Annotated in this window: 13 protein-coding genes and 3 pseudogenes; 12 read left to right on the top strand and 4 right to left on the bottom strand. The window is 60.9% G+C overall.

Annotated elements, in window-relative coordinates; all coding sequences use genetic code 11:
• The first annotated feature begins 137 nt into the window (after positions 1-137).
• The 8 genes and pseudogenes from BFN67_RS16615 (at position 138) to BFN67_RS16580 (ending at position 6,433) form a co-directional block, all read left to right on the top strand.
• Positions 138-470 carry an ArsR/SmtB family transcription factor gene (locus BFN67_RS16615; RefSeq protein ID WP_080920672.1) on the top strand — a complete coding sequence of 111 codons (333 nt, stop codon included), beginning with the start codon at positions 138-140 and terminating at the stop codon, positions 468-470.
• Between the two features lie 13 nt (positions 471-483).
• On the top strand, positions 484-993 hold the full coding sequence (locus tag BFN67_RS16610; protein ID WP_080920671.1) for an arsenate reductase ArsC: 510 nt from the start codon (positions 484-486) through the stop codon (positions 991-993).
• Positions 994-1,012: 19 nt separating this feature from the next.
• A pseudogene (gene arsB, locus BFN67_RS16605) lies at positions 1,013-2,120 on the top strand (ACR3 family arsenite efflux transporter).
• Entirely contained in the window at positions 2,117-2,539 is a 423-nt protein-coding gene (gene arsC, locus BFN67_RS16600) for an arsenate reductase (glutaredoxin) (protein WP_080920670.1), read from the top strand. The pseudogene arsB and the gene arsC overlap by 4 nt, the downstream one beginning before the upstream one ends.
• A complete protein-coding gene (gene arsH, locus BFN67_RS16595; RefSeq protein WP_280951336.1) occupies positions 2,532-3,275 on the top strand; it encodes an arsenical resistance protein ArsH in 744 nt (247 codons plus the stop codon). Before arsC ends, arsH begins: the two co-directional genes overlap by 8 nt.
• Positions 3,276-3,388: 113 nt before the next feature.
• Entirely contained in the window at positions 3,389-3,709 is a 321-nt protein-coding gene (locus BFN67_RS16590; RefSeq protein WP_080920669.1) for an ArsR/SmtB family transcription factor, read from the top strand.
• 50 nt (positions 3,710-3,759) lie between these two features.
• Positions 3,760-5,205 (top strand): NAD(P)-binding domain-containing protein, encoded by a 1,446-nt coding sequence (locus BFN67_RS16585; RefSeq protein WP_080920668.1) that lies wholly within the window; start codon positions 3,760-3,762, stop codon positions 5,203-5,205.
• Positions 5,186-6,433 carry an MFS transporter gene (locus BFN67_RS16580; RefSeq protein WP_080920667.1) on the top strand — a complete coding sequence of 416 codons (1,248 nt, stop codon included), beginning with the start codon at positions 5,186-5,188 and terminating at the stop codon, positions 6,431-6,433. The genes BFN67_RS16585 and BFN67_RS16580 overlap by 20 nt, the downstream gene beginning before the upstream one ends.
• Before the next feature lie 172 nt (positions 6,434-6,605).
• Here the strand turns inward: BFN67_RS16580 and BFN67_RS24910 are convergent.
• Positions 6,606-6,707, bottom strand: a pseudogene (locus BFN67_RS24910) (IS5/IS1182 family transposase); the annotation flags it as partial.
• On the opposite strand from BFN67_RS24910, the gene BFN67_RS16575 reads away from it, so the two are divergent.
• The gene (locus BFN67_RS16575) at positions 6,661-7,032 is read left to right on the top strand and encodes a transposase (protein ID WP_342587454.1); all 372 of its coding nucleotides are present in this window, start codon (positions 6,661-6,663) and stop codon (positions 7,030-7,032) included. The pseudogene BFN67_RS24910 and the gene BFN67_RS16575 overlap by 47 nt on opposite strands.
• A 253-nt stretch (positions 7,033-7,285) precedes the next feature.
• Here the strand turns inward: BFN67_RS16575 and BFN67_RS16570 are convergent, their stop codons facing one another.
• Positions 7,286-7,627: a DUF2853 family protein gene (locus BFN67_RS16570; protein WP_080920666.1), complete on the bottom strand. Its 342-nt coding sequence runs from the start codon at positions 7,625-7,627 to the stop codon at positions 7,286-7,288.
• Positions 7,628-7,847: 220 nt separating this feature from the next.
• On the opposite strand from BFN67_RS16570, the gene mscL reads away from it, so the two are divergent.
• Together mscL and BFN67_RS24905 are read left to right on the top strand one after the other, a co-directional pair.
• The gene (mscL, locus tag BFN67_RS16565; protein ID WP_080920665.1) at positions 7,848-8,270 is read left to right on the top strand and encodes a large conductance mechanosensitive channel protein MscL; all 423 of its coding nucleotides are present in this window, start codon (positions 7,848-7,850) and stop codon (positions 8,268-8,270) included.
• Between the two features lie 64 nt (positions 8,271-8,334).
• A pseudogene (locus BFN67_RS24905) lies at positions 8,335-8,517 on the top strand (ArdC-like ssDNA-binding domain-containing protein); the annotation flags it as partial.
• Positions 8,518-8,538: 21 nt separating this feature from the next.
• On the opposite strand, the gene BFN67_RS16555 reads toward BFN67_RS24905, so the two are convergent.
• Complete coding sequence (locus tag BFN67_RS16555; protein ID WP_080919177.1) at positions 8,539-9,939, bottom strand: ISKra4 family transposase; 1,401 nt, start codon at positions 9,937-9,939, stop codon at positions 8,539-8,541.
• Between the two features lie 144 nt (positions 9,940-10,083).
• Here BFN67_RS16555 and BFN67_RS16550 point away from each other — a divergent pair, with 144 nt between their 5' ends.
• A complete protein-coding gene (locus BFN67_RS16550; protein ID WP_080919176.1) occupies positions 10,084-10,896 on the top strand; it encodes a tyrosine-type recombinase/integrase in 813 nt (270 codons plus the stop codon).
• On the opposite strand, the gene BFN67_RS16545 is transcribed toward BFN67_RS16550, so the two are convergent.
• Positions 10,877-11,584 (bottom strand): plasmid pRiA4b ORF-3 family protein, encoded by a 708-nt coding sequence (locus BFN67_RS16545; RefSeq protein ID WP_245295193.1) that lies wholly within the window; start codon positions 11,582-11,584, stop codon positions 10,877-10,879. The two genes, BFN67_RS16550 and BFN67_RS16545, sit on opposite strands and share 20 nt — an antisense overlap.
• Positions 11,585-11,671: the final 87 nt, after the last annotated feature.

Here is an 11,671-nt window from a genome sequence, read left to right as displayed (position 1 = left end):
TTCCGGCATTCAGGATATCAAAGACGTTGCGCTGCAGCTCGCGGAAGACCTGCGGCCGATCCCGTCCGTTTCCCAAGTGGGTTTACACATTTGCCGCGATCGAGTACTTATATCGTAATATCCAAGGATGATGATATATGGATATGAAGTCGGCATTGGCGGCGCTTGCCGCGCTCGGTCAGGACACCCGGCTGGAAATCTTCCGCCTGCTGGTCAAGGCAGGCGGCGAGGGCATCCCGGCCGGGGAGATCGCCGCGCGTCTGGGTGCCGTCCAGAACACGATTTCGGCCCATCTGAAGATTCTGGATCATGCCGGGCTGGTGCGCGCGGCGCGCGAAGGGCGCACGATCCGCTACGTCGCTGACATGACCGGGTTCCGTGACCTGCTGGCCTACCTGATGGAAGACTGCTGCAACGGCGCGCCGGAACTATGCCGCCCCGTCATCAACGCTGTCACCTGCGACTGTTAGGAAGGATTGGCAAATGAGCGACCAACCATTCAATGCGCTGTTCCTGTGCACGGGAAACTCGGCACGCTCGATCCTCGCCGAGGCGATCCTCAACCAGGTCGGCGAGGGCCGTTTCAAGGCCTTCTCCGCCGGGTCGCAGCCCAAGGGCGCGGTGCATCCCTATGCACTCCAGCTCCTGCAGGGGCTGAACTACGACACCGCCTTCGCGCGCTCGAAGAGCTGGGAGGAATTTGCCGCCCCCGGCGCGCCGGAAATGCATTTCGTCTTCACGGTCTGCGACAGTGCGGCCAACGAACCCTGCCCGGTTTGGCCGGGCCAGCCGATGACGGCGCATTGGGGTATCCCGGACCCGGCTGCGGCCGGCGGGACCGACGCCGAGAAACACCTGGCCTTCGCCGAAGCCTACCGGATGCTCAACAGCCGTATTGCGCTCTTCACAAGCCTGCCCATGGCGACGCTCAACCGACTGTCGCTGCAGCGGCACCTGGACGAGATCGGCGGCAGCCTGCGGGAAGCCGGTTGAACGCAGACGAAAGACGACCATGACAGACCATGCGATGGCCACCGCCGATCCCCGGCCGGCCGGCATCGGCTTTGTCGAAAAATACCTTACCGTCTGGGTGGCATTGTGCATCGTCGCAGGCATCGTGCTTGGCCACATGCTGCCCGGCGTGTTCGGAACGATAGCGGCGGCGGAGATTGCCAGGGTCAACATTCCCGTCGCTGTACTGATCTGGCTGATGATCGTTCCGATGCTGCTGCGGGTCGATTTCGGTTCGCTCGCCAAGATCGGCACCTATTGGCGTGGCATCGGCGTGACGTTGTTCATCAACTGGGCGGTGAAGCCGTTCTCGATGGCACTTCTGGGCTGGCTCTTCATCGGCTGGTTGTTCCGCCCGTGGCTCCCCGAGGCGCAGGTCGACTCCTATATCGCAGGCCTGATCATCCTTGCTGCCGCCCCCTGCACGGCGATGGTGTTCGTCTGGTCGAACCTGATGCGCGGCGAACCGAACTTCACGCTCTCGCAGGTGGCGTTGAACGATGCGATCATGATCGTAGCGTTTGCTCCCATCGTCGGCCTGCTGTTGGGGCTGTCGGCGATCACCGTACCGTGGGGCACGCTCGTGCTGTCGGTCGCGCTCTACATCGTCCTTCCCGTGATCGTTGCCCAGCTCGTTCGAAGCACTGTTGGCTACAAGAGGGCAAGCTGCACTCGATGCGCTTCTCGCCAGGATGCAGCCGTTGTCGCTCTTCGCCCTGTTGGCGACGCTGGTCTTGCTGTTCGGGTTCCAGGGTGAACAGATCATCGCCCAACCGCTGGTTATTGCGCTGCTGGCGGTGCCGATCCTTATCCAGGTCTATTTCAACTCTGGACTTGCCTATCTGCTCAACCGGGTGTCGGGCGAGCGGCACTGCGTGGCTGGACCTTCCGCCCTGATCGGCGCGTCGAATTTCTTCGAACTCGCCGTCGCAGCGGCAATCGCGCTGTTCGGGCTGAATTCAGGTGCCGCACTCGCCACCGTCGTCGGTGTTCTCATCGAGGTGCCTGTCATGCTCTCGGTCGTATGGATCGTGAACCGCAGCAGGGGTTGGTACGAGCAGGGCACCGCCGTCAAAAATACGATGTCGACAGAAAAGGCAGCCGAATGACAGTCACCCTCTACCATAACCCCCAGTGCGGAACTTCCCGCAACACGCTGGCCATGATCCGGCAGTCGGGCGAAGAACCCGAGGTGATCGAGTACCTGAAGAACCCGCCTTCCCGGGAAAGATTGATGGAACTCATCGCGGCCATGGGTCTGTCCCCGCGCGGCCTGCTGCGCGAGAAGGGAACGCCCTATGGCGAACTCGGCCTTGCCGATCCGAAGTGGACCGACGATGAACTGATCGGCTTCATGCTCAAGCATCCTATCCTGATCAACCGCCCGATCGTCGTCACGCCGCTCGGCGTTGTTTTAGCGCGGCCATCGGAAGCTGTTCTCGACATGCTGCCTAATTCGGACATCGGCCCGTTCACGAAGGAAGACGGTGAAGTCGTCATCGACGCGGAAGGCAAGCGCATTGCCTGATATTCACGATTTTCACGATTTTCCCGATGATCCGTTGCCGAGCATCGACGAAGACCAGTTCCGGCCGATCGACGGAAAGGTGCTGTTCGACGGGCCGCGCGCCATCCACAGGCCACGGGTACTGATGCTGTACGGTTCGCTGCGCGAACGGTCCTATTCCCGCCTCGCCACGGAGGAAGCCGCGCGCATCCTGCGTCGGCTCGGTGCCGAGGTCCGCATCTTCAATCCTTCGGGCCTGCCGCTTCCCGATTCGACGTCGGCCGATCATCCCAAGGTGCAGGAACTGCGGGAACTCTCGATCTGGTCGGAAGCCCAGGTCTGGTGTTCGCCGGAACGGCACGGCTCCATGACGGGGGTGATGAAGGCGCAGATCGACTGGCTGCCGCTGTCGATGGGCGGGGTTCGCCCGACGCAAGGGCGAACACTCGCCGTCATGCAGGTGTCGGGAGGCTCGCAAAGCTTCAATGCCGTCAACCAGCTTCGGATTCTCGGACGCTGGATGCGGATGTTCACGATTCCCAACCAGTCGTCGGTGGCCAAGGCCTTCGCCGAGTTCGACGAAGCCGGACGCATGAAACCGTCTTCCTATTACAACCGGATCGTTGACGTGATGGAGGAACTGATGAAATTCACGCTGCTTCTTCGGGATCGCTCGGACTATCTGATTGACCGATATTCCGAACGTGTCGAAAGCGCGGAGCAAGTCGCCAAGCGGGTGAACCAGCGGTCGATTTAAGAACAAGTCTCCAAGCCGCATGGGATTGGAGACAGTTCCAAGATTCTATCCCTATTTCGATTATTGTCGAAATTACCTTGACAGTGCGGGCGGCGGCGATTATTTCTACTTCCATGAAACTCGAAAAAGCAGCCTCCCAACTTGAAGCGCTCGGCAACCCGACGCGGCTCCAGCTCTATCGCGTCCTCGTCCGTGCAGGCGACGACGGTCTTCCTGTTGGCAGCGTTCAGGAGAAGCTGGACGTTCCAGCCTCTACGCTATCGCATCACCTCAAGCGGCTCGTCGATACCGGGCTGGTAACGCAGGAGCGCCAGGCGACCACCCTGATCTGCCGTGCCAATTATCCCGGCATGAGCGCGCTGATCGGCTATCTCGCGGACGAATGCTGTGCCGACGCCAAATGCGCTCCGGCGGTGAAGGAAGAGATCGCATGACCGCCCCTTTTTTGCTTGATTAATTCGAAGATACCAGAAGGATCGAAGCCATGGACATGACGGCAAACCTTCCCGTAGCAGTGATCGGCGCAGGTCCCATCGGCTTGGCCGCCGCCGCGCATCTCGTGGAACGCGGCATTCGCCCCGTCATCTTCGAGCAGGGCGCGCGCGTTGGTGCGGCACTTCTGGAGTGGGGTCATGTCCGTGTCTTTTCCCCGTGGGTTTACAATATCGATGCCGTGGCGCGCGCTCTGCTCGAGAGTTCCGGCTGGATCGCGCCGAACGGGGGTGGCCTGCCCACGGGTGGGGAGATTGTGCGGGATTATCTGGAGCCGTTCGCGGCCCTGCCGGAGATTGCGCCGAACCTGAAGCTCGGGGCGACGATCACTGCCGTCACGCGGCAGGGACGCGACAAGGTCTCGAACGAAGGCCGCAAGGAGTCACCCTTCGTCATCCGTTACGAGGATGCCGAAGGCGAACACCGTGTTTTGGCAAAAGCGGTGATCGATGCTTCCGGGACATGGTCTCGGCCAAACCCGATCGGTATCGACGGGTTGGCTGTGCCTGGCGAACGCGAAGCGGCGACCCGCATTGCCTACGGCATTCCCGACGTGGTCGGCCGCGCGCGGGGTGACTACGCCGCGAAACGCGTGCTCGTCATCGGTGGCGGCCATTCTGCGATCAACGTGGCGCTCGCTCTTATGGAACTGCAGGATGAGGCCCCTGGCACGAAAATCTTCTGGGCATTGCGGCATAGCAGCGTCGAAAAGCTTCTCGGCGGCGGTCTCAACGACCAACTGCCCGAACGCGGTGCGTTCGGCCTTGCCGCCAAGAAGGCGATGGAGGACGGGCGATTGAACATGCTTACGGCCTTCTCTGTCGACCGTATCGAAACCGAGGGCAACGGCCTTCTGGTCGAAGCGACGCTTGCGGAGAAGCCCTTCAGCCTTCTGGTTGACAGGATCGTGGTGGCGACGGGGTTTCGGCCCGACCTTTCGTTCCTCGGCGAGCTTCGCATCGCGCTCGACCCTGTGGTTGAAGCGCCACCCGCATTGGCATCCTTGATCGATCCAAACTTTCATTCCTGCGGGACGGTACCGCCGCACGGCATTGACGAACTTACCCATCCCGAACCCGGCTTTACGATTGTCGGCTCGAAGTCCTATGGCCGTGCTCCGACATTCCTGATGGTCACCGGCTACGAGCAGGTCCGTTCGGTCGTCGCTGATATTGCCGGAGACCACGACATCGCGCGCGAGGTGCGGCTGGTTCTTCCCGAGACCGGAGTGTGCAGTGGTGCTCCCCTTATAGGGCCTGAAGCTGCCGCCTGCTGTGGCGGACCGGCTCCCGACGAGGTCGATGCCTGCTGCGTCAAAGATGCCGATGCGAAGGCGGAAGGCAGGTCAGGGTGTGGGTGCGCGTCCGTCGAGGCGGTCGACCGCCGGCGGCCGCAGCCGGCTGTTGCCAGAGCGCCGCATGACATCGGCGTCAATTGACGACGAGGCGCGGAAGCGCAACGCCGGGGCAGGGCGGCTGATTACCGCTCTCGGCATCGCCCAGATCTGTTCGTGGGGCACGCTCTATTATTCCTTCGCGCTGATGGCCGAAGCGATGCGCCTTGAGCTCGGTTGGTCGAAGACCGCGATTTATGGTGCGGCGACGCTTGGCCTGACGCTCGCGGGCATCGCCGCCTATCCGGTCGGTGCTGCCATCGACCGTGGCCAAGGCCGTATCGTCATGAGCCTTGCCTCGGTGGGAGCCGGCCTTCTGCTCTTCGCCTGGTCGCAGGTGTCGAACGTCTTCGTTTTCTACGCCATTTTCGCCGCCATCGGCTGCCTGCAGGCCGCAACCTTTTACGAACCCGCCTTCGCGGTGATCGCCCGACGCGTCGGCTCGGGAAACGCACGTCGCGGCATCACGACCCTGACGTTGTGGGGTGGATTTGCCAGCACCGTCTTCATCCCGTTGATCCAATTCCTCATAGACGGGATTGGATGGCGCGATGCGCTCATGGTTCTCGGCGCGATTAACATCGTCGTTTGCGGCGGCCTCTATTTCTTCGCGATTGATCCCGCCAAGGACTACGTGATTCCGGTGCGCCAGCCACACGAAGCGCCGCCGCTGGCGGGCCGCAAGGCTGTCGCTTGGGCGATGCGTCGCCCTGTGTTCTGGGCACTCATGGTCGCACTTGTCGGCTATGAAGCAGCCTTCGCCGCGCTGACTTTTCATTTATACCCGCTGCTGCTTGAACGCGGACTGAACACCGCAGGTGTAGTCACCGTCCTGGCGGTGATCGGACCCGCTCAGGTGGCAGGACGAATCCTGATCATGATGTTCGCAGCTAACGCTCCGATCCGTAGGGTTGGTTCCATGATCGTCATCGCTTTCCCGCTCGCCGTTCTTGGCTTCGCATTGGCCCCGCCGAACGTGGCGATCATCGCGGTGATCGCCGCCTTTTACGGCGGGGCCAACGGCATGATCACCATCGTCCGTGGCCTCATGGTACCTGAGATGATCAGCCGGGACGCTTATGGGGCGATCAATGGCGCGCTGGTTGCCCCGATGAACATAATGTTGGCGATTTCGCCCCTGGCCGCCGCCTGGATATGGTCGGCGACGGGCGGCTACGATGCCGTATTAATCGTGATCGGAGCGGGTGCATGCGTTTTGTGCGTGGGCTTCTGGATAGCGGCCGCGCTAAGTGTTAGGAAGGTGCAGAGCTAGGCCTGCCACTTGCACAGCCAAGACGTTCCGAAGCAGCTAGTTCCGCGGATATCCTCAAAACGACCGGCACCCAAGTCGCATAAGATTGCAGTGTGGAACCGCCGATCGCACCGATCCCTCAGACGGTCAAACGACTATCTCACGTTAACAGGCTATCCAGGGTCCGGACTCGTTACAGCCACCAGATGACGGCGGCGGCAAGGCTGATGGCGCTCATGAAGTTTTTGATGTTTCGGTCGAAGCGAGTTGCGATGCGTCGCCAGTCCTTGAAGCGGCATGTGGGAGCGGATGCCGACAGGGCGCTGGTTGAAGAAGTCGCCGTCACGCCCGCCAACATCAACGACGGCAAGGCCGGCCCTACAGCGCTGCCCGACAATCCGGGCGAAGTCTTCGCCGACAGCGCGTATCGGCGAGACCATTTCGGCGATGCCGTCCGCGCCAAGGGCGGTACCCCGCGCATCGTCGCCACCGGCATGTGGGGCCGTGACGAGGCCGAAACGCTGGCTCGTCTCCATGCTTGGAACAAACCGATCCATCGCGTACGGGGCCGCATCGAAAAGATATTCGGTGAAGGAGGTTTCTGCACGGCTGCGGGATAAACAGATCGGCAGGGGGCTTTCCCGCAGCCAAGAATGATGCGTCATCACTCCACAGGCACGCGATGGATCGCTAACCGCTGTATGCATCGGCCTGCTGAATGCCGGCGAAGTCTTGGCGCTGCTCCTGTCTTCGTTCTCGCAAGGCCTAGCAGAGGCGGCTGTCAAGGAGCCGGTCAACTTGGCTGATTACCACGACAGGATGGGAACCTCGGCGCGTGGTGACAGCAGGGCGCAATTGTTCGCCGAGATGTCATCAAGTGTATACCTTCTCGCGTTTGAAGCGGATGGCGAGCAGGTAATAGACGACAGCGCGATATTTGTTGCGGTTGGACCGTCCGTACTGGTCGATCACATCGGAAAGCCCCTTGTCGAGTTCCGGCCCTTCTTTCAGGCCGAGCTTGCCGATCAGGAAGCGCTTCTTGATCGTTTCGAGTTCGGCCTTGTCGGAGGCGGCAACGATGGAAGCGTCATCCTGGTAGATCGACGGGCCGCAAGCGATCGTCACCTTGGTTAGAAGGTCCAAATCGGGCGTCACGCCGCACTTGCCTTTGAGGTCGGCAGCGTATTTCGCAATCAAGTCGTCTCGCCTGCTCATCTGAACTGTCCTCTCCATTGCCGAGCTCGGTTTCTTCCCGATGCGTGTCGCACTTAATGAGCTCGGATGATCGAGGTTACGAACCTCCTAGCCTTCCGTCTAGTGACATACGGCTTCCGGCTCTAGCGAAGACCAGTAGACGTGGAAGCAATCTCAGTTCAATCTCGCCGTGCACGCAGTGATTTGGCTAGACCAGCGTCGCGAACACGGAGGGATGAGAATGCTCAAGGAGTTTCAGGAATTTATTTCCAAGGGCAATGTGATGGACTTGGCCGTCGGCGTCATCATCGGCGCGGCCTTCGGCAAGATCGTCGACTCGCTGGTCAACGACATCATCATGCCGATTGTCGGCGCCATCTTCGGCGGACTGGACTTCAACAATTATTTCTTTGGACTTTCCAAGGCTGTCACCGCCGTGTCGCTGGCCGACGCCAAGAAGCAGGGCGCTGTCTTTGCCTATGGCAGCTTCATCACCGCGGCGCTGAATTTTATCATCCTCGCATTCATCATCTTCCTGATGGTCAAGGCGGTGAACAATCTGCGCAAGCGGCTAGAAAAGGAAAAGCCTACTGCGCCTGCGGCTCCGCCGCCGGCAGATGTGGCGTTGCTCACTGAAATCCGCGATCTGTTGGCACGGCGTTAGCACATGCCTTCCTCGTCTCGCTGAGCGTGCGGCCTCAACGTCGTCGAACTCGTCGTGTCCGACGATCGCGGCGATCGGCGAGGTTATTGAAGCCGGCGCAGGTGAGTTCGTTATGCCGTGGCACCATAATGGAACGGCGACGTCACGGCCTACAAACATTTCGTCCGGCAAACCCTACCGTGGCGTGAACACCCTTACCTTATGGGCAGCGGCGCAAAGCGCCGGGTATCCCAGGGGTTTATGGGGACCATGAGGATTTGTGTGGCAGCTACGCTGCGGACTGGTTGTCGGAATTTCGGTGATTATCGTTTGCCATGCCAGGATACCACTTCTCGAAGGTCGACCGTAGCGAGCCGTCGAGGGTCTGCGTTCGCGTTTGCAGCAGAAGATGCGCGCCTGTCCGGCTCCATTGCATCTGCTGCTTCTTGGCGAAACGCTTGCTGACAACGGCGTTGACGGTCGCCTCGACGAAAGCGGATGATATCCGCTCTCCGGACCGGTAGCGTTCGCCATAGTTGATCAGGCTGGCGTGGTTTGATCCGATATAGAATCGGAATTCGCCAATCACTGTCAGAAACTTTTTCATGTTCGGGTAGTCGGTTTCCGTGGCTTCGGCATCGTCGAGCAGCCAATCGATCTCCTCACGCGCCCGGTAGGTGTTGCCATGCCACAGATACCATTTGATCCGGGTCAGCATGTCCAGCAGGCCGTTGCCGGCTTCCTTGTCATGATGGCGAAGGCCTTGGGCGAACTGGCGAAGCACAGTGATGCGCATGGTGATGTGGAACCAATCCAGGACATGCTCGCTGGCCGGGGCGATCATTTCGGCGAGCGAGCGAACTTCCTCGCCGCCGTCGGTGATGAAGGTAATATCCTGATTGGCCTGCACGCCCTGCTTTTTAAGATGGTCGAGGATTCGGCGCTGCGGCTTGCGGTCGTAACCATGAACGAAGCCGATATAGCGCGGCTCACCGTCCTCGGGCAGGGAGCGGCCGACGATCAGCTCGAAATTCTTCTTCCGGTCGTCACGATCCCGGATGTAGCCACCATCAAGGCCAATGACAATGCGGCCGTCGGGAATGGGCAGGTTCGTCCAGTCTTGCGGACACGAATCCTGCATGAAAGAGACGCGCTCTTCCGTCAGCTCCCGCTCAATTCGGGCAGCCGTTTTCAGCGCATGCTGCCGCACCGTCGTGGCGTTGATCCCGCAGTCGATCGGCAACACATCGGCCAACAACTCGGCTGCAGCGGCATATGGCACGAGCGAAGCCCAGCGCGTCTCGAGATACAGCCGCTCGGGTGCAATGTGATCGGGGATCAGTTGCCGCAACGGCGACACCGTGCCCGGCCCATTGCGTCCTTCACTTTCCGGCAGCGCGTATCGCGGACTCCTGAGCCGGACATCGCCGAACAGAGTGTGGAAGGTGACGGGATAGTATCCCTTGTGCCGCAACCGGCGGCCGTCCGTCTCACGGTTTTCCGCTAGCCATAGGTTCACCTGCGTCTCCACCATCTTCTGCTGAAGCCCGGCAAGCAGGGCTTTGCCCTCGGCGAGCGATAGGCCGAGATCCTCCGCACCCGTTGTGATCTTTGTCATGTCGGCGATGATCTCCCGACCGATCTCCTCGCCGTCGTCACCGATGAGTTCCATGACGATCCGAACCTGCATGCTGCATCTCCTTGCCGGGTTTTCCAGAACGGGCGAAGTGGAAAGCTCATCGCGTCCGATCCGCGTATTTCTGCCCTCCGCTTTCGCCGGCAACGGTGATATCTCTCACCAGTTAGCAATCCGAAAATCATCTGGTAAACCATCATGACCTCGATCGAGCGTGCCGCCAACGCCGTCGCCACAATCCTGATCCGGGAAGGGATCGACTACCTGCAGAGCAAAGCGGTGATCAAACGGGCCCGCGCGCAGGCCGGTCTTTCCGCGCCGCCGGAAAAGAGAACGTCAATCAACCGGCTCACGATCGAGGAAGAACTGGCTTTCATTGACCAGGCCTACGAGGCGAGCGGCGCGACGGGCCTGCTGCTTCAGACCCTTTTGGAAACCGGCTTGCGCGTTTCCGAATTCACCCGCCTGCGCATCGAGGATGTCAGCCTGGCAGAGCGCGTGATCGTCGTCGTGCGCGGAAAGGGATCGAAGCACCGGGAAGTCCCCATCCGGCGGGAACTGACACAGATGCTGCGGCTTCATATCGGCACAAGGCGTGCCGGCCCCCTGTTCCAGAGCCGGGAACGGGGCAAAGGATCGCTGCCCTATACCTACAGCCGCCAGCGCATCGGTCAGATCGTCCGGCAAGTCGCTCGCAAGGCCGGGATCACAAAGCGGGTCTATCCGCATCTTTTGCGGCACACGATGGCGACAAAGCTGTTGGCGCTCGGCATGGACATCACCGACGTCCAGCGCTTCCTCGGCCACGAAAACATCACCACGACACGGCACTATGCGGAAACGACCGCCGCGACCCTGCGCCGAAAGTTCGATCAGGTCACCGCGCCAGCGGCACGGTCGTTGCTCTCCGGCATCCGGCATGAGCGTGGTGACGACGTTGCCCTTCTCGCCGCCAATCTGCTGGCGAACAATCGCGGTTCAAACGGTGAAGTCATATCTGCTGATGCATGAGGGTGAGATGCTCCTCCTGCCGCAGGCGCTTGTTCACCGTCTGCCGCTCGAACGTCCTGCCCAAAAGAGCGTTGCGCCTGTCGATGCGGAGAAGCAGTTCCCGGAATTCCTCAGCCCGGTCGGGATCATCGAGGATCGCGAAGGATCTGGTCTCGCTGATGTCCGCGAAGAACTCCAGCGCACTGGCGAGGTCCTCATCCAGTCCAAGTCCGAGCGCTTCATCTTCCTGCAGGATCCAGGCCTCAGGCCCGTCGCTATCCTCCGGCGGGCAAGTTCCGGCACCGCCGATGCAGCAGGGATAATGGATTTGCGGCTTGGCGGCGCACTGATGTTCCAGCCGCACCTCATGCTCCCACGGAACATTGAGATCGTATTCGTACAGGAACCGGCTTCCGGTGCGCAGCTTCAATGCGTCAAGTCCGATGTCCGGCGGTTCCGCAGTCAATTCCCATGAGCCATAGCGGACCGTGTGCACGACAAACTGGTAGAGATGGATGCCTTCCCAGCCCATCGCGACCTGAAGAACGCCGTGAAACTCGCGCAAGGTCATGGTCGCCGGCACCTGCACCCGCCGCCAAACCATCGGGCTCAGTCCCTTCAGCCAGATGCGGAATTGCAGGACCGTCGGCGTCGTGTCCGGCGTCTGGGCACCCTCGGAACGCCGGCTCGACCGACGCGGTGGTTTCAAGATGGCTGGCCTCGGTGAAAATCACCGCCCACCCTATACCGATTTTACCCCAGGGACGGCACCGCCACACAAATCCTCATGGTCCCC

Origin of the sequence: Manganibacter manganicus (assembly GCF_002075885.1) — a bacterium.
In the GTDB taxonomy this organism is placed as follows: domain Bacteria; phylum Pseudomonadota; class Alphaproteobacteria; order Rhizobiales; family Rhizobiaceae; genus Mesorhizobium; species Mesorhizobium manganicum.
The sequence above is the reverse complement of the archived record's forward strand: the minus strand, read 5'-3'. Positions and strand labels throughout refer to the sequence as shown.